Consider the following 24,628-nt stretch of genomic DNA (forward strand, 5'->3'; position numbering starts at 1 on the left):
ATTCAACACTCAATGAACAATACTTAGACAAATGAGTGATCAACATCGATACTTCTAAGAGTTTTATTTGCCCAAGTAAATTATCTGGGTTACGCTGTCACTAGGTTATGTTTATGGGTCGGAATAAATGAAATATCAGCAGCTTGAGAATCTAGAGTGTGGGTGGAAATGGAAGTATCTCATCAAGAAATGGAAAGATGGTGAAGCGATTACCCGACATATTGATACAAGTGAAGCAGATGCCGCGGTTGCAGAGCTAAAACGGCTTGAACACGAACCTACGCTTGTATTAGCTTGGATAGAAAACCACATGTCAGAAGAGTTGGACAACAAACTCAAGCAGGCTATCCGAGCGAAAAGGAAGCGTCATTTCAATGCAGAGCAAGTCCATACAAAGAAAAAGTCCATTGATTTAGATTATCGAGTTTGGGAAAAGCTTTCTAGCAGAGCAAACGAGCTCGGTTGTACGTTATCTGACGCAATTGAATATCTACTTTCTGAAGCATCGAGAAGTGAAAAAGCGAGTCAAAAAGTTACCTCAATCAAAGAGGATTTGAGTAAATTGCTATCTAGCTAGGATAGGGAGTGCCAAATGTTATATGTAATCTTAATTGCTGCCATCGTGATCTTTTGGTTGATCGCAGTTGATAGACCAGTGCTAAAAGTAAAGTTTGATAACGGCCATATCAGTAACGTAAAAGGGCATCTACCACCTTCTTTCAAACATAACTTACAAGATATTAGTGAACACAATCCGTTTAGTGGTGAAATGAAGGTATATAGCCAACGAACCGGCATGCGTTTGAGCTTCTCCAAGGACGTTCCCAAAAAAATCCAACAGCGGATTCGCAACGTTTTTCCGCATCAAGGTTTCAAAGCGAGCAAAGGCAAGAAGCGAGCTTAATTACATATCAGTTACTTAATCGTGTTAAATGGGACGCAATATAGCGTCCCATTTTCGTATCTATAGAAAAATTATTTATCATTGATTAATCAATAAGATAAACGGACTTAAACTATGCGATACGTTGTAACTTTAATGATCTTTCTCTTTGTAAGTGCTTCAGCTTTGTCTGACGACTCGGAAACGAATCCATTGGCTAAAAAGATTAAAACTAAGATTCAAAGGAAAGCAGACAATAAATTTGATGACTACCAAGGTTATTGTGATGTCATGATAGAGATGGAACACAAAGGTAAAAAAGCAGTAATAAAAAGAGTAACCAGTAGTGGTGACAAAAAAGTTTGTCGGTATGTGAAATCCAACTTGAGGAAAGGAAAACGCTATCGTTATAAATATCCAGAAAAGTATATTCGGCTTCATATAGCCACAGGTTCGTGATTGCAATGTTGATTAGAAGCATCGGGCAGCAAGAGCGCAAAGCTTTCAGACCCGATGAACTAAATGAAAATGAAGTGGCTCTCGTGTAATTGGTTGGGAATGCAGGCTAGGTGAGATAAACCAATCAACTCGAAATGATAATCTGCAGATAAAAGCAGTATGGGAAGGAATTGCAAAAAAGTTTAATGGGCTTGGATTGTCAGGAATCTCAATGGCTTGCACTGGATTAGCCTTAGTGATTGCAAGTCCACAGGAACCCCTATATCAGTGCGCATTATATGTGTTATGTTAAATTGAATGTGCTCGTACGCCAAATGTTGCCAATGAGCACTCCTATTCCCCTGTGGATTTGAAATTTAAGGTCTCCATCATAACCATTAAACATAATGGCTATTTACCATAAAATACTTAATATAGATCTTAATAATCTATCGATTGTTAAGATCTATATTAATGCTTTTTCTACTTACAGAAATGGCTGTATAGCTTCAAAGATATCTTGTCTTCGAACTGGTTTGGAAATGAATCCATCCATACCTGCGTCAAGGCATTTATCTCTATCACTTTCTAGCGCATGAGCGGTTAATGCGATGATTGGAGTCTTGAAGCCTTTATCTCGGAGAAGCCTTGTTGCAGTAATCCCATCCATCACTGGCATCGAGACATCCATAAGAATCAGGTCGATTAAATCCTCATTTTCCTCTAAGAACGTTAATGCTTCTGCTCCATGACTTGCGATATGAACATTATGACCAAGCTTATTTAAAATAAGCTTTATTACAAACTGATTCGACTCGGTATCTTCGACTACGAGAAGATCCATCGCTTTTATTGGTTGGTTGTTTTCTATTTTAACTGGACGATTTTGATTGCACCGAGTTAAAACGGGAATCTTAATAGTAAATGTTGAGCCGACATGCTCGTCACTTTTAACGATAATCTTGCCGCGCATCATTTCAACTAAATGCTTGGTTATTGCTAGCCCTAGTCCTGTACCACCAAAGCGTCTCGTGATGGAACGATCACCTTGATGAAATGCCGTAAATAGATGTTCTTGCTTGGCTTTAGATATACCAATTCCGGTGTCTGATATTGAAATTACAAGCTCGGAGTCTTGCTCAGATACTGAAACTTTTACTTCTCCTTCATCAGTAAACTTTATTGCATTCCCAATAAGATTAAACAGGATTTGAGATAATCGCGTAGAGTCAATCCAAAACTGTTTGTCGGTAGTTACCATGCAATTGAGTTTAAATTGAAGGCTCTTCTTCTTAGCTATTTGTTTTTGTTGAGAAATAACAAAAGTGACAGTGTCTCTTAAATTAACCCACTGCTCATTGAGTTGAAAGCGACCTGATTCAATTTTTGAGAGGTCAAGGATGTCGCTGATAATCGCGAGAAGCAACTCCGCTGAGCATTCCATTTGGCTCAGGGCATCGATTTGCTCTTCTGATAAGGTGGATTGTTTCAGAATATCGAGCATTCCAAGGACGGAATTTAGAGGGGTTCTAATTTCATGACTCATCATCGCTAAGAATTCTGACTTTGAGCGATTTGCAAGCTCTGCTTCTTCTCTTGCTTTAGCAAGCTGAGTTGTTCGCACTTCAACAATACGTTGTAACTTCTCTTTGGTCTCAATATCGATGACAGCCCTCTCAATTAAAGGCCGAAAGCGTCTTAAGGTTTCCTTATTTTCTATGCTAAAGTGCCCTTTCTTAGCACCAATAAGTAAGATGACCGTTTGTGTTACTTCTGAACGTATGCCCGTTAGGACTACCGAGTTTACATGGCTTTTTATAAAGCTGTTCAGGTTAATAAACTCCGCAAGCCTATCTGGTTCGAACAGCAGAATACATTCGCCATTCAGCGCCCTCTCAGATGCGTTACCGTGTAACCAAGATATGTTATCAAATACACTATTTGTCGATATCAACGTTTTGAAGGGGTACCTCTCATCATCACGAGTTAGAACGATAAAATCATCAAAGTTGATGTACTTCTTAAGGACATTATTTAATCCCGTAAATATCTCGTGCCGGTTTTTTGCTTCACTCATCGCGGATATCGCTGAAAGAATAGCTTTATTCTCATCGGCGAGCAGTCGCTCTCTTTGCCTAGCCTGTTTTAGTTCGACTAACGCTTCTTGCAGCGCTTCCTGTTGGTATATGTCTAAGTATTTATCTTTCATAAGGTTTATGGAATATCGCTGATGAAATCATCAGGTTTCCATGTCCATTCTCACCACCAATAAATCTACCTTGCTCACCAAAAGTAAAAGGGCAAATAAAAGGTAACTGTTCTAGTTCTTGGTTAATTTGTTCACAAACGCTATTCATGTCTTGCATTAAGTGCAACATAGGACCTGCGCAAAAGATGTTTATCACCCCAATTTTTCGAGATTCTTCTAATTTTTGATTAAAGGCTGCATTTACAACTTTAGCGGCGCGTGCAACGAGGTGTTCTCTGCTTCCTTTCATTAAAGTGAGTTCATCACCCTCTTCTATTCGTGTAAATAGCTCAATTCCTCCATCTCGCGTCTCACGAATTGGATGGGACAATTTGTAATATGGACGCTCATAGAGGTGGCCAGCGACACGCCCTAGTGGATAAGCGCTCGAGTTTGTAAATAGCAGGTTGTTTTTGCCTAGTTGGTTATCTTGATGGTTTGTCCACTTTCTATAAACATTGAGGGCTGGTTCGTCATCAATTTCTAGTAAGCACCTATCGTTAGTTTTGGTTGCAACCCCTTTGATATTGGTTGGAGTGTGCCCAGCACTAAAAGCAATATCAACAGGCTGTGAGGAGTAAAATAATGTCAGACTTAAACCTGCAGTTTGAGATCCTTGGGCGGTAATAACAGACCATTTTCCCGCGATATGATTATCAGCGGCTGAACCACCAATAATTGGGATCAGCGTACCAAACCTTTCATCTATAGATGCAATGATTGATTCCTCTTGCCCTGGAGTTGCATGAAGCAGTATTAAGTTTGGCACTTCTCCTACGCGGTTAGCGTTCTCAAGAGCCATATCTAAGGCTCTAGTTACACTGTCACCTGAATCATGGTTAGAAATACCAGTGCCATAAGCATGAGGGCCTGAGTCATAAATTGCGAGCGCCGCAATCACTGGGCCCGTATGAAACCCCTGGTCTGTCATTACTGCTTGGCATGAGCTGGCGCCATGAAAAGGCACACCGGGAAAATGCTCAAGAAACGCTTCTCGAATTAACTCGAAGTCGTACTCTTCCGTGTAGTAGCACATCACGTAAGACAAGTTCTGTTGTGTCAGTTCGGACCTAAGCGTTTCTATCGCTGAGTCTTCATCTTTAATATGAGTAAAAACTGATTGGCAATGCATACGATTTTATAATTGGGTATCACTCTGCTGTTATACCATTCCAACCAATTTTCTCTAGGTAAGAAGGTGAAAATTTCATTAAGAAGTTGCGATTATCTCGTGACAGATCGTATTTATAATTGAACTACAACAAGGTTTTCGCCTTTTTTAAAGGTGATTTTTTTTGATTCAGGCATTGTGTCCCATTCTATTTTCTTATGCTCTCGATCGAGATTGATAAATTCGCCAGATTGATTTGGATCAATTTTTAGAGTGCTACTTTTTATCGTTTCGAGCGAAATTCCCGTTGAGTCACGATTAATTGTGATTATTTCACCTTCAATTGTTACATCGCATCGTTCTTTTTGTGAACAGTCAATGCTAGTAACGCTCTCGTGTGTAAAGGTACGCCAGAAAAATGCGGCTATTAACACACTGAGCATGATTAAGATTTGTGCAAGTCGCGCCTTTGTTAACTTTTGTGCAGGCATAATTACTAATATCCTTGTTACAAACTTCAAACTTTTTAAATAAAAAATGATTTCCAGGGGGCCAGTAAGGTTACTACCCTGTCATTGAATTGTTAATTCAAGTATAGTGTCACGCTGAAAATGCCACTTTTTATTAAAGTCAGCAATGGAAATAAGGTGATGATAACACTTGAATTCTAGAGTTTACTTGGGTGGTGTTACGACGCAAGTCGTGTTGGAAGTAAAAGTGTAGTTAATTAGAAATTGGAAGCATGCAAATGAGCCAAGTAAAGCAGCTTGAACAAAACTACAACTATACAGTCGTTCGCCAATTTACCCTTGTGACCATTTTATGGGGCATAGTTGGTATGGCTGTTGGTGTTTTGATTGCCGCTCAATTAGTTTGGCCACAGCTAAACTTTGATACGCCGTGGTTGACGTACAGTCGCTTACGTCCACTGCATACTAATGCGGTAATTTTTGCGTTTGGTACAAGTGCTCTGTTCGCAACGTCTTATTATGTTGTACAGCGCACATGTCAAACACGTCTTTTTGGTGGCCCACTCGTTGCCTTCACCTTTTGGGGTTGGCAAGCAATCATCCTGGCAGCAGCCATTACTTTGCCTCTCGGTTTAACATCGGGTAAAGAGTATGCTGAGCTAGAATGGCCTATTGATATCGCAATTGCGCTAGTATGGGTATCATATGCGGTGGTGTTCTTCGGCACACTGGTGAAACGAAACACGTCACACATATATGTGGCAAACTGGTTCTTCGGTGCCTTTATTATCACAGTAGCAGTACTTCACATCGTGAACAGCATGGCTATTCCTGTGTCACTTGGTAAATCTTACTCGATTTACTCAGGCGCAGTGGATGCGATGGTTCAGTGGTGGTATGGACACAATGCGGTAGGTTTCCTACTCACCGCTGGTTTCCTAGGCATGATGTACTACTTCGTTCCTAAACAAGCTGAACGTCCTGTTTATTCTTACCGTCTATCTATCGTTCACTTCTGGGCGCTTATTTCTCTATATATTTGGGCAGGCCCTCACCACCTTCACTATACAGCGCTACCGGACTGGACTCAGTCTCTAGGTATGGTGATGTCGCTGGTTCTATTTGCTCCTTCTTGGGGTGGTATGATCAACGGTATTATGACGTTATCTGGTGCATGGCATAAGCTTCGTTATGACCCTATCCTACGTTTCCTAATCGTTTCTTTGTCATTCTACGGTATGTCTACCTTTGAAGGTCCAATGATGTCGATTAAGACAGTTAACGCACTTTCTCACTACACAGACTGGACCATTGGTCACGTTCACTCTGGTGCGTTAGGTTGGGTTGCGATGGTTTCTATCGGCTCTGTATATCACTTAGTACCTCGCCTATTTGGCCAAGAGCGTATGTACTCTGTTGGTCTCGTGAATGTGCATTTCTGGCTAGCAACAATCGGTACCGTTCTTTACATCGTTGCGATGTGGATCTCTGGTGTAATGCAAGGTCTGATGTGGCGCGCGGTTAACTCTGACGGTACGCTAACTTACAGCTTTGTTGAGTCTGTAGAAGCGTCTTATCCGTTCTACTTTGTACGTTTCTTAGGTGGATTTATCTTCCTATCTGGTATGTTCCTAATGGCATACAACACGTACAAAACGGTAAGTGCACCAAAAGAAAGCCTAAAAGCTATCCCACATCCGGCATAAGGAGATTTAAGAATGAGTAATAATTCTAATAATCGCCACGAAATCTTAGAACGTAATGTCGGTTTGTTGGCTATTTTTATCGTGTTTGCTATCAGTTGGGGTGCTCTTGTAGAGATCACTCCTCTGATTTTCCAAAAGCAAACGACTGAACCTGTAGAGAATCTGCGTGCTTACACTCCTCTGGAGATGGAAGGTCGTGACATCTACATCCGTGAAGGTTGTAACGTTTGTCACAGCCAGATGGTTCGTCCTTTCCGCTCAGAGACTGAACGTTACGGTCACTACTCTGTTGCTGGTGAGAGTGTTTGGGAACACCCATTCCTTTGGGGCTCTAAGCGTACAGGTCCGGATTTAGCTCGTGTTGGTGGTCGTTATTCTGATGAATGGCACCGCGTTCACCTACTAGATCCTCGTGAGCTTGTGCCTGAGTCAAACATGCCAGGTTTCCCGTGGTTAGCTGAAAACGTTTTAGACGGTAAGCTAACTCAGAAGAAACTTGAGCTATTTCGTGATCAGTTCGGTGTTCCATACACTGATGAAGAGATCGCGAATTCGGCTAAAGAAGTAGAAGGTAAAACAGAGATGGATGCAATCATCGCTTACCTTCAGTCTCTTGGTCATGCAATGAAGTAAGGGGATCATATGGATTTCGGTACAATTCATAGTATTTATACCGTTGTACTCTTCGCTAGTTTTATCGGCATCGTATGGTGGGCATTTAGTAAAAAGCGTAAAGCACGCTTTGAAGAAGATGCCAACTTGGTGTTTGCTGACGAAGAACAAACGACCCCAAATAACCAAGGAGTGAAGAAGTAATGACTACATTCTGGAGTCTCTGGATTATCGTGATTACTGTCGGTACGCTGGTAGGCTGTGCGATTCTCCTGACTTGGTGCGCTAAAGATAAAATGGGCGTCGAGGAAGGGGAAGACATGGGCCACGAGTACGATGGTATTCGCGAGCTAAACAACCCTCTACCAAAGTGGTGGACTTACCTGTTTGTAAGCACATTTGTGTTCGCAGCAGTTTACCTTGCCCTATTCCCAGGTCTAGGTAGCTTCAAGGGCTTTTTAAACTGGCAGAGTTCGGCTCAAACCGTTCGCTCACTAGAAGAGTCAAAAGAAGCCATCGCTGCAGCACAAGAGAACAAGCAACTAAACCAATATGCAAAAGAACTGGATGATGCCGACGCTTACTTCGGCGAAGCATTCCGTAAACTCGCGCACAATGACAGTGGTCTACGCCCAATTCCTGAAATTGCGCAAGATCCTGAAGCATTAAAAGTTGGCCAACGTTTGTTTTTGCAAAACTGTTCTCAATGTCACGGCTCTGATGCTCGTGGTCAGAAAGGTTTCCCTAACCTAACTGATGATGCATGGCTATACGGCGGTGAACCAGCTGCAATCGTAACAACCATCATGCATGGCCGTATTGGTCAAATGCCAGCATGGAAAGATGCGCTTGGTGAGCAAGGTGTGCAAGAAGTTGTAAGCTACACACTTAGCCTATCTGGTCGTAAAGTGAATGCTCGTGAAGCAGCGGCAGGTAAAGCACGTTTCGTCGTGTGTGCAGCTTGTCACGGTACTGATGGTAAGGGTAACCCTGCAGTCGGTGCACCTGATCTTACAGACCAAGATTGGCTATTTGGCGACTCTCGTGCAGCTGTAACCGAAACCGTAATGAACGGCCGCTCAGGTGTAATGCCCGCGTGGAAAGACATTTTGGGTGAAGATAAAGTTCAGCTCGTTGCCTCTTATGTCTGGAGCTTAAGTAACTCAGAGAGTAAGTAACTGAGATATTAAGTAACATTGCAATAACAGCCCCTTTCATAGGGGCTGTCTTTCCTTTAAATTTAACGCCTTACATTTTTTCATTTAGCTGTTGAGAACTTTTTTATGGTAAAGCCTTGGTATAAACAATTTTGGCCGTGGTTCCTAATCATCCTTCCTCTTACTGTCGTAGTTTGGACTGTGATTACTGTGGTCGTTTTCTCGAACAACTCTGTTTCTTTAGTCGCCGAGGATTACTATAAAAAAGGCAAAGGCATTAACATCGACATTAGTAAAATGAATGTCGCTCGTGACCTAGGTCTTAACGCAGAGATTTCTTCTGAAAATAACAATGTTGTGATTGTTTTCGCTAAAGGGAAGCTATCTCATTACCCTGCTCTAACGGCCACTTTCACTCATCGTACTCTTCCTGATCGTGACTTTACAAAGCTCGTAACGGCGGATGCATCTGGTAATTACCGCCTAACGGCAGAAGAATCTATTCAAGGTCCTTGGTTTATCGAACTACAACCACATGACCAACAATGGATGATCCAAGGTAAAGTTGAATTTCCTGCCTCGTCAACACCGTTAATGAAGTAAGCATATGTGTGAATCCTGTTATCACTGTGGTGAAGATGTACCAGCCAACACGGATTTTAAAGTTGATATACTCGGTGAATCCCGCAAGATGTGTTGTCCTGGCTGCGAGACGGTTGCTCAAACCATCGTAGACAGCGGCTTAGTATCCTACTATCAATATAGAACTGCGCCTGCGGAAAAAGCAGATTTAGTACCAGAGCAACTCCAAGCTTTAATTCATTATGATAATGAAGATGTACAATCAGAATTTGTGCGAAATCGTGAAAATGTCTCTGAAGTAACTCTTTCTTTAGAAGGCGTTTCATGTGCAGCTTGTGCGTGGTTAATCGAAAAGCAAGTCTCTAATACGGCTGGGTTAGTGTCTATCCGCGTGAATACAACCACTAACCGCGCATTACTAGCCTGGGACAAAACTCAGGTGCGATTAAGTGAGCTCCTATCTGTCATTCATAAATTGGGTTATAAAGCCGCACCATTTGAAGCTGATAAGCAAGAAGCCTCTTATCATAGAATGATGAAGCAATACTTATACAGATTAGGTATTGCTGGTTTAGCTACCATGCAAGTTATGATGCTAGCCGTCGCATTGTACCTAGAAGTTTTTGGTGACCTAGAACCGGAGTTTAAAAATTACTTTCGTTGGGTAAGTTTGATCTTTGCTACGCCAGTCCTACTCTACTCTGCTCTTCCGTTTTACTTAAATGCGTGGCGAAGCATCAAAGGCCGAACCCTCGGTATGGATGTGCCTGTCTCGATTGCACTTATTTTTGCCTATGTAGCCAGCTTAATAGCAACCGTTACAGAACAGGGCGAAGTCTTCTTCGAATCGATTTCAATGTTCACTTTCTTCCTATTGGTTGGACGATTTTTAGAGATGCGAGCGCGTCGCAAAGCCGCAGCGGCGAGTGGTAACCTATTAAAGTTGATCCCAGCGATCGCCACGACGCTGGATGGCGAGCAAATACCAGTGAAAACTCTAAAAGTTGGTGATCGTATTCGCGTCCTTCCTGGTGAACATATCCCAGCTGACGGCAAAGTTATTTCGGGTCGTATTCATATTGATGAATCCATGCTAACGGGTGAATCCGTACATGTTGTGAAACGAGAAGGCGATGCGGTTTATGCAGGAACACTAAACGGTGATGAGTCATTTGAGCTAGAGGTCATGAGTTCCAAAGCCGACTCAATGATTTCCAATATCGTGCGTTTACAAGATGAAGCTCAACACTCCAAACCTAAAATCGCAGAAATTGCAGACGTTGTTGCTCGTTACTTTGTTGGAGCAATTCTTATTATTTCTGCTGGTACTTGGTTTTACTGGCATCAAACAAAACCAGATGATGCGTTTTGGATCATGCTATCCGTATTGGTAGCCACCTGTCCATGTGCCCTATCTCTTGCGACTCCAACTGCTCTAACTTGTGCTACCTCTCGTATGGGAAACTTTGGCATTTTGCTTCGTAAAGGTCATGTGTTCGAGACGCTATGTAAGATCAACCACTTAGTTGTAGATAAAACAGGTACTCTGACGAAAGGCGATATTGAGATCTGTGATACAAAAGTGTTGAGTGATCTTCCAAAAGAAGATTGTCTCTCTCTAGCCGCAGCATTAGAAGCTCATGCAAACCATCCTATCGCTCGCTCTTTTGCAAGTTACGCCAATGACGACTTTGTTGTGTATGAAGTGCAAAACGTGATTGGTTCAGGGATTGAGGGGATCTGGAATGGCAAAATCGTTAAGATAGGCAGTGCGGTTTTTGTTCAAGGCAAGGAAAGCGATGAAAGCCATGCGGTCTATCTTTCAGTTGATGGCGAGCATGTCGCTAGCTTTTACTACCGCGACCCTATCCGAAAAGAAAGCAAAGCCTTTGTTCAACGTTTTGCTGACGCTGGAATTAAGACAACGCTGCTAACAGGTGACTCTCTCTCAAACGCTCGACCTGTAGCGAATGAAATTGGTATCGATCACGTCGTTGCGTCAGCAAAACCAGAAGACAAACTCGCGTACCTTAAGAGTCTTGATGAAGACAGTATCACAATGATGGTTGGCGATGGCATCAATGACGCACCTACTCTCGCCGGAGCTCATCTTTCTGTTGCAATGGGCGGTGGTACGGATGTCGCTAAAGCATCTGCAGATATGACGTTACTTGGGGATAATCTCGAAAAGCTACTAGAGGCACGTTTGCTTGCACTGCGTACAAGAAAGATTATTCGAGAAAACTTGGCTTGGTCTTTGAGTTACAACCTGTTAATTTTGCCTTTAGCTGTCGCTGGTTTAGTGGCTCCCTACATTGCAGTAGTTGGCATGTCTGCAAGCTCAATTATCGTTGTATCTAACTCTTTGCGCCTGCTCAAAGAGAAATAAGTAGAGAAAGCAAACATGGAAAGTCTTTATATATTGATTCCCATCGCTATCGTTCTCGTTTGTATTGCTGTTGCCGTTTTTCTTTGGGCAGTAAGAAGTGATCAGTTTGAAGATCTAGAACGACAAGGACATAACATTCTTCTTGATGAAGAAGACAAATCTAATAGTGATAAAAAATAGCAACCTTTATGACTCCTGACTTTATTGGTGCTTTGATGATCGGCCTCGTCGGGGCCGGTCATTGCATGGGAATGTGTGGTGGTATCGCGTCTCTGCTTACCATGGGCTCTTCTACAAGTAAAAGCTCCCCCCTTATTCCACTCTTCTACAACCTAGGGCGATTGAGCAGCTATGCCGTAATCGGTGCATTAGTAGGCGGAGCAATATCAGGTTTATCTGAGCTAAGTGGATTAACGCATTCTCTTGCTTGGTTAAGGCTGATTGCCGCACTGTTCATGATTCTGGTTGCGCTTTATATTGCTAGATGGTGGCAAGGTTTACTGTTAATAGAAAAGTTAGGACAGCACATTTGGCGCTTTATCTCACCTGCTGGTAAGCGTTTGTCGCCATTAAAGCACCCTCTTCATGCTTTACCATTTGGCTTCATTTGGGGCTGGTTACCATGCGGCTTGGTTTATTCTGCGCTAACTTGGTCGGCGGTTTCAGGCAGCGCAATAAACGGTGGTCTTATTATGCTCGCGTTTGGCCTCGGAACACTTCCGGCAATGCTGATTATTGGATATGGTGCCAACCATTTTCAGAAATTACAAAAATCGTTAATATTTAGAAATATTTCAGCATTAATCCTTATTGGGTATGGTTCGTACACTGCTGTAGGAGCCATGGAGTTACTCGGTTTCATATAACGTTAAACTCTATTGAGGTGACATTTTTGCTACCCTTTAGGATTAAGCGATGCTAAAATATTGATGTATATCAAATAGTGAAAGGTTGTTATGATTTCTGAAAAACCTGCAACAAAGCGTATCCAATCAGGCGGTTGCGCCATTCATTGCCAAGATTGTAGCATTAGTCAGCTGTGTATCCCGTTCACTCTGAATGAGGCAGAACTTGATCAGCTTGACCAAATCATCGAACGTAAGAAGCCTATCCAAAAAGGACAAGAGCTTTTTAAGGCTGGTGACGAGCTAAAATCTCTGTACGCTATCCGCTCTGGTACCATCAAGAGCTATACGATCACAGAGCAAGGTGATGAGCAAATCACAGCGTTTCACTTGGCCGGAGACCTAGTTGGTTTCGATGCCATTACAGGTGACTCCCACCCTAGCTTTGCTCAAGCGCTTGAAACGTCGATGGTATGTGAAATCCCATACGAAATTTTAGACGACCTATCAGGTAAAATGCCTAAGCTTCGCCAGCAAATTATGCGTTTGATGAGTAACGAAATTAAAGGTGATCAGGAAATGATTTTGCTTCTTTCTAAAAAGAATGCAGAAGAACGTCTAGCGGCTTTCCTATACAACCTATCAACTCGTTTTTCTCAACGTGGCTTCAGCCCTAGAGAGTTTCGTTTAACGATGACTCGTGGTGATATTGGTAACTATCTTGGTCTTACAGTGGAAACAATCAGTCGCTTGTTGGGTCGTTTCCAGAAATCCGAGATCCTAAGTGTAAAAGGTAAATATATCACTATCTTAGACCACGATGCATTGATGGAACTTGCTGGTGTAACTAAAGAATAATACACCCCAATTATTGATGTAGCTCGAAAATGAGCTACATCATGTTTCTCATAAATTCCTTTCGAAAGTCCTCAAAAAGTTACCCAAACTAAGCTACAGTAAAAATGTACGGTGAGTACTCCAAAATACTGATTTAATTTATATTCAGTATCTGGTTTTGCAATAGAAGTGGGCTTAGTTATGAGTATATACAGTAAGATCCTTGTTGTAGCTGACATCAATAATGATGAGCAGCCCGCACTTGCAAGAGCTGTTCAATTAGCTCAAAAAAGTGTATCTAGAAGCCGAATCACTTTCTTTTTATCCATTTACGATTTCTCTTATGACATGACGTCAATGCTATCAGTGGATGAAAGAGATGCTATGCGTCGAGGTGTTATCCATCAACGTGAGCAGTGGATGCGTAAAATTGCTCAACCTTATCTAAACGATGGCTTCGACTTTGATGTATGTGTCGTCTGGCACAACCGTCCTTACGAAGCAATTATCGCTGAGGTCTATGCAGGCAGCCATGACCTAGTCATTAAAGGCACACGTAAGCACGACGTGTTAGAATCTGTGATTTTCACTCCGACCGATTGGCACTTGTTACGTAAATGCCCTATCCCAGTACTTCTGATTAAAAATGCAGATTGGCCAGAACAAGCAAGCATTCTTGCCTCGGTGCACGTAGGCTCTGAAAATCCAACTCATATTGATCTCAACGATGCCATGGTCGAGCGACTAAAAGAAGTCACCACCCGACTGGATGCCAAACCATACCTTGTTAATGCGTATCCCGTTACACCGGCGAACATTACCATTGAACTTCCTGAGTTTGATCCAACGACTTATACCGATGCCGTTCGAGGTCATCACTTAACTGCGATGAAAGCATTACGCCAAAAACACGGCCTTGATGAAGAGCAAACGATTGTTGAGCAAGGCTTACCTGAAGATGTCATTCCAGCAGCAGCAGAGCGCTTGAATACTGCAATGGTTATTTTAGGCACCACAGGGCGAACCGGGCTTTCTGCTGTCTTTATTGGTAATACAGCTGAGCACGTGATCGATAAAATAAATTGCGATGTATTGGCTCTAAAACCAAAAGGCTACATTAGCCCTCTCGATCCAAATACAGCAACCTAATCTCTCTTTAGCATTGCTATATTGAGCGCTTTCAAACAGACGCTAATAAATCCCCCTAATAAAAGGGGGATTTTTGTTTGGGGACAGTTAAAGCGTTGAATACAAAAAAGGAGGTCTAGTTGACCTCCTTTTTTACGAGTTAGATGTTCGTAACATCGATGAACATTGATTCATCAATATTCGTCGAAGAAACGACAGCCTCATTAAATTCATATTCTTCGCGGTTACCTTCACGATCTAGCGGTAAGTTAACAAAGTCGAACAATTCGCGGTCTGCTAGTTGGCTTGGGCTTACGTTTTGAATTGATTTAAAAATCGCTTCCACACGCCCTGGCGTCTTCTTATCCCATTCAATCAACATTGCTTTTATAGATTGACGCTGAAGGTTCTCTTGAGAGCCACAAAGGTTACACGGAATAATTGGGAAATCCTTGTGCTCAGCGTATTTGATCAGATCTTTTTCACGACAGTAAGTTAATGGACGAATGACCACGTTACGACCATCATCAGAGCGTAGTTTTGGTGGCATCGCTTTAAGGCGAGAGCCGTGGAACATATTCAAGAACATTGTTTCGACGATGTCATCCATGTGATGACCTAGCGCAAGCTTAGTTGCACCAATCTTCTCTGCAAATGAATACAGCGTACCACGTCGCAGGCGCGAACACAGACCACAAGTGGTTTTGCCTTCTGGCACTTTCTCTTTTACGACTGAATACGTGTCCTTATCTACGATGTAGTAAGGGATATTCAGTGTTTCGAAATACTCAGGCAGAATATGCTCAGGGAAGCCCGGTTGTTTTTGGTCTAGGTTTACCGCAACCACTTCAAATTTGATTGGCGCAGCTTTTTGAAGATTCAGCAGGATATCAAGCATCGCGAATGAATCTTTACCACCGCTAATACATGCCATCACAACATCGCCTTCTTCGATCATGTTGTAATCAGTAATGGCATTTCCAACATGTCTTCTCAGGCGTTTCTGAAGCTTGTTGAATTCTAGGGTTTCTTTTCTTGTATCTATTTGGTTCATTGCGGGCTCTCACATCGCCGATAAATCGACTAGGACTTCCTAACATGGGTTTCTTTGGGGCGTGGATTATACGAGCTTTTTACGCAGGATTAAATGCTTGTCTTATTGAGACATTAAGAAAAGGACACGAAAGGTAGCTTAGTTACCGTCACAAATAAAAAAAGAGCCGCAATTGCAGCCCTTTCTAAACTCTCAGTGTTCACTTCTTTGCGTTAGGCAGATAAGGTAGCACTCGCATCGTCGGTTCTGGTAGTGTCATTGTGCCACCTTGCCCTATTTCACTTAGTGCGACTTGTATCTTGCCATTGACAATTGGCTTTTCGGTTCCGTTTGAGAAAATCACTTTATCATTCAGTTGATTTGCAAACTCCATGGTCACACCTTGAACTTCAGGTGTAAACCAACCCGCAAACATACCGCCTAAATCTTCCAGCATCGTCTGCATTTGAGGTAGAAGAGGCTTAAGTTGCTCGTAAGAAACGTTACCCTGTAATGGTTCTTTGGTCATCACGACAAGTGAGTAATCGCAACGAGTATCTTTTGGAGTATCGACAAAAACCAACGGATTCGCTGACTTTAAGTTTTTATCGACTGGCAGAGGCAACTCTTGTGAAGCAGGGATAACAAACTCTTCATAGTGCTCTTCTTTTTCCATCCAAGCTTTTTCTATTGTACAAATTTGCTTAGTTTTTGCGTCCACAAAGAAGACGCCAACTTTCACGTTGTCATGCCCTTCTTTATTGTTGTTTTTGAGTTGGGTGTATAACTTTGAGTACGTGAACATGTACTCTTGAGCTTGGGTTATTGGCGATACAAGAATTAGCGCCGCACTTCCCAATAGACTTAGGCTTAACTTTTTCATTTTATCCGTTATTTTATTGTGTCCAGTAGGCGTTATTATGACGAATCATCGCGCGAAGATCGTGTACATAAGCAATGCCACGTTCAGAATATGCTAGCAATCCATGAGTTAACTCTGACGCCGTTGCGACCGATAACAGGTCTTTGTTCTTTTCGGCTAGAGAAGCTCTGATTTCACGCAGTTCAGCATACGCTGGGTTTCGATTGACATTCATAAAGTAGCCATGAACCGACTGCTGTACAGAATCGAATTTTTCAACTTCATGAGCTTTGCCTGCGCCACGTTGCGCAGGAACAATTCCACAACCCTTTTTATAACACCATTGGCCGAACAAGTTGTTCGCTTGAGTGGCAAAACGAGAAGTGCCCCACGCAGATTCATTTGCTGCTTGAGTTAGAACCAGCGCTTCTGGTAAGACATTCACTCGCACAAGCATTTCACCCAACCACGCGTGATCGACTTTGTTGTCGCTCAAAGGCAAAGAATACAGAGCCGCTAGTCGCTGAGCGTACTCTTCTTGCTCTTGAGTGATTTGTCCCACCTTTAAAGAAGTAAGAAACGCTCGTTCATGACGAATTCGTTGATTCTCAAGTGCTATTTTAGGCCTTAAGAAATCAAAAAACGCCGCTTTTTTCTCTTTGGTGTCTTTTATTGCGTTGAAGTCAGGGATATCACCAATGTGTGGCAAATGAGACAAATCGACATGCTTAATTGTCCCGGACAGCACATCAGGATTCTCAACATATTTAAACTGTTGCTCGTAGTGTAAATACGGTCCAATGGAAATGAAAGTGGCGGCTATACAGGTAGCCGCCACTCGTAAACTTATTGATTTTAAAGAATTAGGCATCAAACACCTGTGAGTTACCATCGTGATCATTGTCGTTTTTCTGTGTTGCAACGATCTTGAGCTTAATTCCAAACATTTCGCGGTAGAGTATGCCTTTCAAATGGAAGAAGAATGGCAACACAAAAATCAAGCCAATACCGTAGAACATCGCTGCGACAATAAACATCAACATCACGCCTAAGTAAAGCCCTGCGACGACAAAAATCTTCTTGTTAATAGCGCGAAGTGATAACAATAGCGCCTGCATTGGTGGCACTCTTTTTTCACAAATCAATAAGATAGAGTGACTAAACGCTAAAGAAAGATACAGGGACAGTAGAGGGAAGATCATACCAACTACGCCTTGCAGCATTAGGCTCATCAGCGTTGCTAGGATCACGGGAATAGTAAACTGTAGCCCTTTGCCTACATGGCGCAACTTAGTCTTTAGGCCCGCGATATGGCTCATGGCCATCAAGCTGATCCCTGCATAAATTGGGGCGCTGATCACCTCATAACTAAAGTTCGCGACATAAATAGAAGACACAATATCGTTAGTGAATGATTCTGGATTCTCAAATGCATCAAGAATAACGGTCAGATCACCCAGCTGTAGTTGTAACGCGATATAGAAAATACCTAACTGGACAAAAAGCAATACAATAATAGCGGGAGAAAAGGATAAAAAGTGCTGGATGGTTGCTCGCCAAGCTTCATTGAAAACAGCCCCAGCTTTAAGCTCGTAGTTGCCAGACAAAGCTCGCTCTACACTCCCCCCAAGATTGAAATCTTTCTCAAAATCGTCGTTCATAGTTTATCCAAGATTAACTTGTAAAATTTTCACTGGAATTCCAGTCAATTAATGTGGCCGTTATTATAAAGAAATCTTTCCACATCTAACATCACAACTCACGTACTATCCTTGCAATCTCAACTGTATGGTTGATAATTAACCACTCTCAAGGTTATGAAATTGAAAACAATTATTGTACAGAGCTTAGTGCTATCAAACTGTGTTTAAATGCCAATTAATCTTATAAAAACAGTATGGTAAGGAATGATGACTTTTGCCTGCAAAATTTTTTCTGTTTCAAGATAAGAAAATGCTTTAATTTCACAATTTTGGTGATTATGATGCGCGCCTCAAAAGTGAATGGCTAGTGTCACATCAGCTGGGATTATCCCAGCTTGAACGTGGGGGAAATACAGACGTTGAACGCAAAACCGCAAGCAGGAAAGCCAGTTATTCGTTTATCTGGTATTAGTAAAAGTTTCGATGGTAAGGAAATCATCGGTAATTTAAATCTGGATGTTAATCATGGTGAGTTTCTGACGATTCTTGGGCCTTCTGGTTGTGGTAAAACGACAGTTTTACGAATGATCGCTGGTTTTGAAGCGGCGGATAACGGTCAAATCATTTTGGATGACCAAGATGTAACACAGGTTCCTGCTGAGCAGAGACACGTCAACACGGTATTTCAAAGCTACGCACTGTTTCCACACATGACCGTTTTTGACAATGTCGCTTTTGGTCTTCGTATGCAGAAAACGCCTGCAGCAGAGATTGAACCAAGAGTAATGGAAGCATTACGCATGGTTTGTCTAGAAAAAATGGCACAGCGTAAACCGCACCAACTTTCTGGTGGCCAGCAACAGCGTATCGCAATTGCTCGTGCAGTTGTTAATAAACCAAAAGTACTTCTGCTCGATGAATCGCTGTCGGCGCTGGACTACAAATTGCGTAAACAAATGCAGATCGAGTTGAAGCAGCTTCAGCGTCAACTTGGTATTACCTTTATCTTTGTAACACACGACCAGGAAGAAGCCCTATCGATGTCAGACCGCATTATCGTGATGCGTGATGGCGTTATCGAACAAGATGGCTCTCCGCGTGAGATTTATGAAGAGCCTAAGAACCTGTTTGTTGCTCGCTTTATTGGTGAGATCAACGTATTCAATGCAACCATGCTAGAGCGCATCGATGACAAACGCATCCGCGCAGAAATTGAAGGTGTTGAATCCGTCGTTTACTACGATAAGGAAGCACAGAAAGGCGACAAACTACAAGTACTACTTCGCCCTGAAGACTTACGTATCGAAGAAATCAAAGAGTCTGAAGAAAAAGGCATTGTTGGTCACGTAACTGAGCGTACTTATAAAGGTATGACGTTAGATTCTGTTATCCAATTGGATTCAGGTATGCGTGTAATGGTAAGCGAATTCTTTAACGAAGATGATCCTGATGTGGACCACTCACTTGGCCAGAAAGTCGCTATCACTTGGGTTGAGAGCTGGGAGGTAGTACTCAATGATAAGCAAGAAGATTAATCTTCAGAACGCGATCATTGCCTTAATCGTAGGCTGGCTAACACTGTTTGTGTTGGTACCAAACGTGATGATTATTGGTACCAGTTTCTTAACGCGTGATGAAGCAAACTTAATCGAAATGACATTCACTTTCGACAACTACTTGCGTCTGCTGGACCCACTGTATGCGAAAGTGCTGATGCACTCGTTCTACATGGCAATTGTGGCAACGTTGTTGTGTTTAGTCATTGGATACCCGTTTGCTTATATCGTAGCGAAAATGCCTGAAAAATGGCGTCCGTTTATGCTGTTTTTGGTGATCGTACCGTTTTGGACGAACTCTTTGATTCGAACTTACGGACTGAAGATTGTTCTCGGTACACAGGGCATTTTGAACAAGTCGCTGATGGCAATGGAAATCATCGACAAGCCGTTGCGTATTATGTATACCGAAACGGCTGTAATGATTGGTCTTGTATACATCCTACTTCCTTTCATGATTCTGCCGCTTTACTCGGCAATCGAGAAGTTGGACAACACTTACATCGAGGCAGCAAAAGACCTCGGTGCGAACAAGCTCCAAACCATTACTAAAGTAATTCTACCTCTGACAATGCCTGGCATTATCGGTGGCTGTTTGTTGGTTCTACTGCCTGCGCTGGGTATGTTCTACATCTCAGATCTTCTAGGCGGTGCGAAGAACCTACTGATTGGTAACGTAATTAAGAGCCAAGTATTGAACGCTCGTGATTGGCCATTTGGTGCTGCGACCAGTATCGCCCTCACCTTCGCAATGGCGGTAATGCTTTACGCTTACTACCGAGCAGGCAAATTATTGAATAAGAAAGTGGAGCTAGACTAATGGGACGCACAGTTAGATTTAGCTTTATGGCGTTGGTTTATGCATTTTTGTATCTGCCAATCGTTGTACTAATCGTAAACTCATTTAACGCCAATAAATTTGGTATGAAATGGGGTGGTTTCACCACGAAATGGTATGAAACCCTAGTCAACAACGACAGCCTAATGCAGGCTGCATGGCACTCATTGAACGTGGCGGTATTTTCTGCGACAGCGGCTACTATTATTGGTAGCTTAACAGCTGTTGCCCTATTCCGATACTCGTTCAAAGGCAAAGGTGCTGTAAACGGTATGTTGTTTGTCGTAATGATGTCTCCAGATATTGTCATGGCGATTTCATTACTTGCTCTGTTCCTAGTATTAGGCGCACAGCTGGGCTTCTTTACTCTATTGATTGCCCACATCACCTTCTGTTTGCCATTTGTGGTGGTAACAGTATACAGCCGCTTAAATGGCTTCGATGTGAAGATGTTGGAAGCAGCAAAAGATCTTGGCGCAAGTGAATGGGTTATCTTAAAGCAGATCATCCTTCCTCTTGCAAAACCAGCAGTTGCGGCAGGCTGGCTGCTTAGCTTTACCCTGTCTCTGGACGACGTAATTATTAGTTCGTTCGTAACAGGTCCAACGTATGAAATCCTACCATTGAAAATTTACTCGATGGTTAAGGTGGGTATTTCACCGGAAGTGAATGCTCTTGCAACGGTCATGTTGGTGGTTTCTTTAATTCTTGTCGTAATTTCTCAGTTGCTTGCAAGAGAAAAAGTAAAGTAAAATCCACATCCGTTAACATCACGAAACAGAATGGTTACATGCCATTCTGTTTTTCTATCTACCGTCCAAAATGATTTGGACAACGTTTGGTTTGGAGCTAACGTCAATGAAAAAATGGGCTACTCTATTAGCTGGTAGTGCATGTGCGCTTTCTCTGTTCTCAGGTTCAGCGGCAGCGGACGATAAAGAATTGGTATTTATGAACTGGGGGCCTTACATCAACAGTAATATCCTAGAGCAATTTACCAAAGAAACTGGTATCAAAGTGATCTACTCGACTTACGAGTCGAACGAAACTTTGTACGCAAAGCTAAAAACTCATAACCAAGGTTATGACCTAGTGGTACCTTCAACGTACTTCGTAGCAAAAATGCGCGATGAAGGTATGCTGCAAAAGCTCGATAAGACTAAGCTGAAAAACTTCGGTAACCTAGATAAGAACTATCTAGACAAGCCTTACGATCCAAATAACGACTACTCTATTCCACACGTTGTTGCGATTACAGGTCTAGCGGTTAACGCAGACATGTACGATCCAAACGACTTCCAAAGCTGGGCAGACCTATGGAAGCCTGAGCTTGAAGGTCAAGTAATGCTGATGGACGACACTCGTGAAGTCTTCCACATCGCACTTCGTAAACTCGGCTATTCAGGCAACTCAAAAGACCCTAAACAAATCGATGAAGCGTACGCTGAGCTACAAAAGTTGATGCCAAACGTTCTAGTTTTCAACTCTGACAACCCAGGCGCACCTTACATGTCTGGTGAAGTGGGCGTTGGTATGCTTTGGAACGGCAGCGCTGCAGCTGCTCAAAATGAAGGCCTAAATCTTAAACTCGTATTTCCTAAAGAAGGCGGTATCGGTTGGGTTGATAACTTCGCTATCTCTTCCGGTGCGAAGAACGTAGAAGCAGCTCACAAGATGATCGACTTCCTACTACGTCCAGAAATCGCAGAGCAAATCTCTCGTGATACTGGTTACTTAACAGCGGTAGAGGAATCGAACGCTAAGTTTAAAGATGTTGCACCGCTATTTCCTTCTCAAGAAGATCTTGATCGAGTGGAATGGCAAGATGCGGTTGGTGATCTAACCGTTAAGTACGAAGATTACTTCCTAAAGCTGAAAGCGGGACAGTAATCGAGCTTGTGTAACAAGTCATCGACTAAAAGAAAATAGGCAGCAATACGCTGCCTATTTTTGTAATTGACTGATATAATTATGCGTTGCTAGGTTTATCTGGCTCGATGTCTAGTTTTATCTTCTCACAAAGCGGAGATACAGCCCTCGAGCTAAATAAACAGATTTGTGCTTACTGCGATTTGGATCAACTTGATAACTCCAGCTAGTATTGACTTGTCCAATCGCGAAACAAAACGGAAAACAAATGAAAAGTAAATTCTACGCAAGCGCTCTATGTGCAGCGACGCTCATCGCTACCCCTGCAATGGCTGCTGATCAAGAACTGTATTTCTACAACTGGTCGGAATACATTCCAAACGAAGTTCTTGAAGACTTTACAAAAGAAACTGGAATCAAAGTTATTTACTCTACATATGAATCTAACGAGAGTATGTACGCAAAACTTAAAACCCAAGGTTCTGGTTACGACTTGGTAGTACCGTCTACCTATTTCGTCTCTAAAATGCGTAAAGAAAGCATGCTGCAACAGATCGACAAAGAGAAATTGTCTCATTTTGCCGATCTTGATACTAACTTCCTTAACAAGCCGTTCGATCCGAACAACAACTACTCTATCCCTTACATTTGGGGTGCGACAGGTATTGGTATCAATGCTGACATGCTAGACAAATCATCTGTTACTAAGTGGGATGATTTTTGGGATAGCAAGTGGGAAGGTCAACTAATGTTGATGGATGATTCTCGCGAAGTATTCCACATTGCATTGACTAAGCTTGGTTACTCACCAAACACGACTAACCCAGAAGAAATCAAAGCCGCTTACGAAGAACTGAAAAAGCTAATGCCAAACGTATTAGTATTTAACTCAGACTTTCCTGCAAACCCTTACCTAGCGGGTGAAGTTTCACTTGGTATGCTTTGGAATGGTTCTGCTTACATGGCTCGTCAAGAAGGCGCGAACATCGACATCATCTGGCCAGAAAAAGGAACGATCTTCTGGATGGACAGCCTGGCAATTCCAGCTGGCGCGAAGAACGTTGATGCGGCTCATAAGATGATTGACTTCTTACTGCGCCCAGAAAACGCAGCTAAGATCGCACTAGAGATTGGTTACCCTACTCCAGTGAAAACGGCACACGAACTGCTACCGAAAGAATTTGCTAACGATCCAAGCATCTTCCCACCACAAGAAGTGATGGACAGCGGTACTTGGCAAGATGAAGTTGGCGAAGCGAGCGTAATGTACGATGAGTACTTCCAAAAGCTAAAAGTGAACAACTAATTCGTTAGTTTTAAAGATATGAAAAAGCGGCTCATGAGCCGCTTTTTTTGTTCTTAATGACAAGACAAAAGCTCTCCTCTGTGAGAATTATTACGCTCTTTCTTTTCCTTCTAGAGCCAGTATCTCGTCAACTAATTTTGGAACCTCGACGCTTGCTTTTCCATAGCGTTTTTCCTCAAATTCACTTTCTACCGCACTAGGCTCGAGGTTAATTTCGATGGTGTGCGCGCCATGCATTTTTGCATCATGAACAAAACCTGCTGCGGGATATACGACGCCAGAAGTTCCGATAGAAATAAATAAATCTGCTTCTTCTAAAGCCGCGTAGATATCCCCCATTCGTAGTGGCATTTCACCAAACCAAACAATATGTGGTCGCATTTGTGAAGGGATCTGACAGCAATGACAAAGCTCACCAGTCTTAATGTCTTCACTATGTTCTATAACTTGGTTTGATTCACTGCATCTCGCTTTTAAAAGCTCACCGTGCATATGAATGACGTTATGGCTGCCGCCTCTTTCGTGAAGGTTGTCTATATTTTGAGTGATGACCGTCACTTTACCTTCTAACTCGGTTTCTAGGCGGCCCAGTGCCTTATGCGCGGCATTCGGCTGTATCGCATTGTCTTGAAGTTTCTTGCGGCGTTGATTGTAAAAATCTTGAACAAGGTCCGGATCGCGAGCAAACCCTTCAGGTGTTGCTACATCTTCAATACGGTGATTCTCCCAAAGGCCATCTTGCGCACGAAATGTTTGAATACCAGATTCGGCCGAGATACCTGCACCAGTAAGTACTACAATATTTCTATAAGGGAAATTCATAACTCATCCTTGCTGTTTTTTCATTAGCTTAACACTGAAAGAATAGCAACAGTAGTAATATGGATTAGACCATGGTCGTAATGGTCACTATTAGAATTACAATTTAAGAGGAACAGCAATGAGACAAGTATCTCTAGCGCTTATATTACTTACGACTTTAGCAGGTTGCCAACTAACCAATGTTGAAGGCGAAGTGGACGACGTAAAAGTAAGAGTCAGCACCAATGACGATAACCATCGTGGTAATGGAGATTTCTGTCCCCCTGGCCAAGCAAAAAAAGGCAATTGCTAAA

Annotated in this window: 27 protein-coding genes and 1 pseudogene; 20 read left to right on the forward strand and 8 right to left on the reverse strand. The window is 42.5% G+C overall.

Annotated elements, in window-relative coordinates; all coding sequences use genetic code 11:
- The first annotated feature begins 127 nt into the window (after positions 1-127).
- From matP to FR741_RS07860, 4 genes and pseudogenes are all read left to right on the forward strand, one after another.
- Positions 128-577: a macrodomain Ter protein MatP gene (gene matP / locus FR741_RS07845; RefSeq protein WP_005396497.1), complete on the forward strand. Its 450-nt coding sequence runs from the start codon at positions 128-130 to the stop codon at positions 575-577.
- Positions 578-592: 15 nt separating this feature from the next.
- Positions 593-904 carry a DUF3634 family protein gene (locus tag FR741_RS07850; RefSeq protein ID WP_005396496.1) on the forward strand — a complete coding sequence of 104 codons (312 nt, stop codon included), beginning with the start codon at positions 593-595 and terminating at the stop codon, positions 902-904.
- A 114-nt stretch (positions 905-1,018) separates the two neighbouring features.
- The gene (locus tag FR741_RS07855; protein ID WP_104971713.1) at positions 1,019-1,342 is read left to right on the forward strand and encodes a hypothetical protein; all 324 of its coding nucleotides are present in this window, start codon (positions 1,019-1,021) and stop codon (positions 1,340-1,342) included.
- 130 nt (positions 1,343-1,472) lie between these two features.
- A pseudogene (locus tag FR741_RS07860) lies at positions 1,473-1,634 on the forward strand (DUF3693 domain-containing protein); the annotation flags it as partial.
- A 174-nt stretch (positions 1,635-1,808) separates the two neighbouring features.
- On the opposite strand, the gene FR741_RS07865 reads toward FR741_RS07860, so the two are convergent.
- The 3 genes from FR741_RS07865 to FR741_RS07875 all read right to left on the reverse strand — a co-directional run bounded on the left by FR741_RS07865 (position 1,809) and on the right by FR741_RS07875 (position 5,171).
- On the reverse strand, positions 1,809-3,530 hold the full coding sequence (locus FR741_RS07865; RefSeq protein ID WP_048626397.1) for an ATP-binding protein: 1,722 nt from the start codon (positions 3,528-3,530) through the stop codon (positions 1,809-1,811).
- Positions 3,520-4,701: an FIST signal transduction protein gene (locus FR741_RS07870; RefSeq protein ID WP_167426568.1), complete on the reverse strand. Its 1,182-nt coding sequence runs from the start codon at positions 4,699-4,701 to the stop codon at positions 3,520-3,522. The genes FR741_RS07865 and FR741_RS07870 overlap by 11 nt, the downstream gene beginning before the upstream one ends.
- Positions 4,702-4,814: 113 nt before the next feature.
- Positions 4,815-5,171, reverse strand: a complete 357-nt coding sequence (locus tag FR741_RS07875; RefSeq protein ID WP_167426569.1) for a hypothetical protein — start codon at positions 5,169-5,171, stop codon at positions 4,815-4,817.
- Between the two features lie 257 nt (positions 5,172-5,428).
- Between FR741_RS07875 and ccoN the strand changes: the two genes are divergently transcribed.
- The 10 genes from ccoN to uspE all read left to right on the forward strand — a co-directional run bounded on the left by ccoN (position 5,429) and on the right by uspE (position 14,427).
- On the forward strand, positions 5,429-6,856 hold the full coding sequence (gene ccoN / locus FR741_RS07880) for a cytochrome-c oxidase, cbb3-type subunit I (RefSeq protein WP_005396488.1): 1,428 nt from the start codon (positions 5,429-5,431) through the stop codon (positions 6,854-6,856).
- 12 nt (positions 6,857-6,868) lie between these two features.
- Entirely contained in the window at positions 6,869-7,489 is a 621-nt protein-coding gene (ccoO, locus tag FR741_RS07885) for a cytochrome-c oxidase, cbb3-type subunit II (protein ID WP_005377475.1), read from the forward strand.
- Between the two features lie 9 nt (positions 7,490-7,498).
- A complete protein-coding gene (locus FR741_RS07890; RefSeq protein ID WP_005396487.1) occupies positions 7,499-7,672 on the forward strand; it encodes a cbb3-type cytochrome oxidase subunit 3 in 174 nt (57 codons plus the stop codon).
- Positions 7,672-8,646, forward strand: coding sequence for a cytochrome-c oxidase, cbb3-type subunit III (gene ccoP, locus FR741_RS07895; protein ID WP_005377487.1), 975 nt, complete (start codon positions 7,672-7,674; stop codon positions 8,644-8,646). The genes FR741_RS07890 and ccoP overlap by 1 nt, the downstream gene beginning before the upstream one ends.
- A 105-nt stretch (positions 8,647-8,751) precedes the next feature.
- A complete protein-coding gene (locus FR741_RS07900; RefSeq protein WP_046875302.1) occupies positions 8,752-9,228 on the forward strand; it encodes a FixH family protein in 477 nt (158 codons plus the stop codon).
- Positions 9,229-9,232: 4 nt separating this feature from the next.
- Positions 9,233-11,596, forward strand: coding sequence for a heavy metal translocating P-type ATPase (locus FR741_RS07905; RefSeq protein ID WP_167426570.1), 2,364 nt, complete (start codon positions 9,233-9,235; stop codon positions 11,594-11,596).
- 15 nt (positions 11,597-11,611) lie between these two features.
- Positions 11,612-11,776 carry a cbb3-type cytochrome oxidase assembly protein CcoS gene (ccoS, locus tag FR741_RS07910; RefSeq protein WP_167426571.1) on the forward strand — a complete coding sequence of 55 codons (165 nt, stop codon included), beginning with the start codon at positions 11,612-11,614 and terminating at the stop codon, positions 11,774-11,776.
- An 8-nt stretch (positions 11,777-11,784) separates the two neighbouring features.
- Entirely contained in the window at positions 11,785-12,462 is a 678-nt protein-coding gene (locus FR741_RS07915; protein WP_167426572.1) for a sulfite exporter TauE/SafE family protein, read from the forward strand.
- Between the two features lie 90 nt (positions 12,463-12,552).
- Positions 12,553-13,299 (forward strand): FNR family transcription factor, encoded by a 747-nt coding sequence (locus FR741_RS07920; RefSeq protein WP_005377497.1) that lies wholly within the window; start codon positions 12,553-12,555, stop codon positions 13,297-13,299.
- Between the two features lie 180 nt (positions 13,300-13,479).
- Complete coding sequence (gene uspE / locus FR741_RS07925) at positions 13,480-14,427, forward strand: universal stress protein UspE (protein ID WP_006742588.1); 948 nt, start codon at positions 13,480-13,482, stop codon at positions 14,425-14,427.
- A gap of 139 nt (positions 14,428-14,566) precedes the next feature.
- On the opposite strand, the gene ttcA is transcribed toward uspE, so the two are convergent.
- The 4 genes from ttcA to FR741_RS07945 all read right to left on the reverse strand — a co-directional run bounded on the left by ttcA (position 14,567) and on the right by FR741_RS07945 (position 17,962).
- A complete protein-coding gene (ttcA, locus tag FR741_RS07930; RefSeq protein WP_005377502.1) occupies positions 14,567-15,460 on the reverse strand; it encodes a tRNA 2-thiocytidine(32) synthetase TtcA in 894 nt (297 codons plus the stop codon).
- A 199-nt stretch (positions 15,461-15,659) separates the two neighbouring features.
- Positions 15,660-16,322 carry a DUF2987 domain-containing protein gene (locus tag FR741_RS07935; protein WP_053807421.1) on the reverse strand — a complete coding sequence of 221 codons (663 nt, stop codon included), beginning with the start codon at positions 16,320-16,322 and terminating at the stop codon, positions 15,660-15,662.
- A gap of 13 nt (positions 16,323-16,335) precedes the next feature.
- Positions 16,336-17,172: a glucosaminidase domain-containing protein gene (locus FR741_RS07940; protein ID WP_031780554.1), complete on the reverse strand. Its 837-nt coding sequence runs from the start codon at positions 17,170-17,172 to the stop codon at positions 16,336-16,338.
- Positions 17,165-17,962 carry a DUF2189 domain-containing protein gene (locus FR741_RS07945; protein ID WP_012841829.1) on the reverse strand — a complete coding sequence of 266 codons (798 nt, stop codon included), beginning with the start codon at positions 17,960-17,962 and terminating at the stop codon, positions 17,165-17,167. The genes FR741_RS07940 and FR741_RS07945 overlap by 8 nt, the downstream gene beginning before the upstream one ends.
- Before the next feature lie 401 nt (positions 17,963-18,363).
- Between FR741_RS07945 and potA the strand changes: the two genes are divergently transcribed.
- The 5 genes from potA to FR741_RS07970 all read left to right on the forward strand — a co-directional run bounded on the left by potA (position 18,364) and on the right by FR741_RS07970 (position 23,513).
- Positions 18,364-19,479: a spermidine/putrescine ABC transporter ATP-binding protein PotA gene (potA, locus tag FR741_RS07950; protein ID WP_233059786.1), complete on the forward strand. Its 1,116-nt coding sequence runs from the start codon at positions 18,364-18,366 to the stop codon at positions 19,477-19,479.
- On the forward strand, positions 19,460-20,320 hold the full coding sequence (gene potB / locus FR741_RS07955; protein WP_012841831.1) for a spermidine/putrescine ABC transporter permease PotB: 861 nt from the start codon (positions 19,460-19,462) through the stop codon (positions 20,318-20,320). Before potA ends, potB begins: the two co-directional genes overlap by 20 nt.
- The gene (potC, locus tag FR741_RS07960; protein WP_005396472.1) at positions 20,320-21,090 is read left to right on the forward strand and encodes a spermidine/putrescine ABC transporter permease PotC; all 771 of its coding nucleotides are present in this window, start codon (positions 20,320-20,322) and stop codon (positions 21,088-21,090) included. The genes potB and potC overlap by 1 nt, the downstream gene beginning before the upstream one ends.
- Positions 21,091-21,196: 106 nt before the next feature.
- Complete coding sequence (locus FR741_RS07965) at positions 21,197-22,228, forward strand: extracellular solute-binding protein (protein ID WP_048626389.1); 1,032 nt, start codon at positions 21,197-21,199, stop codon at positions 22,226-22,228.
- A 247-nt stretch (positions 22,229-22,475) separates the two neighbouring features.
- Positions 22,476-23,513: an extracellular solute-binding protein gene (locus FR741_RS07970; protein WP_005396470.1), complete on the forward strand. Its 1,038-nt coding sequence runs from the start codon at positions 22,476-22,478 to the stop codon at positions 23,511-23,513.
- Positions 23,514-23,603: 90 nt separating this feature from the next.
- Here the strand turns inward: FR741_RS07970 and cobB are convergent, their stop codons facing one another.
- The gene (gene cobB / locus FR741_RS07975) at positions 23,604-24,335 is read right to left on the reverse strand and encodes a Sir2 family NAD+-dependent deacetylase (RefSeq protein WP_005396469.1); all 732 of its coding nucleotides are present in this window, start codon (positions 24,333-24,335) and stop codon (positions 23,604-23,606) included.
- Between the two features lie 118 nt (positions 24,336-24,453).
- Here cobB and FR741_RS07980 point away from each other — a divergent pair, with 118 nt between their 5' ends.
- Positions 24,454-24,627, forward strand: a complete 174-nt coding sequence (locus tag FR741_RS07980) for a hypothetical protein (RefSeq protein WP_012841833.1) — start codon at positions 24,454-24,456, stop codon at positions 24,625-24,627.
- Position 24,628: the final 1 nt, after the last annotated feature.

It is taken from the genome of Vibrio diabolicus (assembly GCF_011801455.1).
Lineage (GTDB): Bacteria > Pseudomonadota > Gammaproteobacteria > Enterobacterales > Vibrionaceae > Vibrio > Vibrio diabolicus.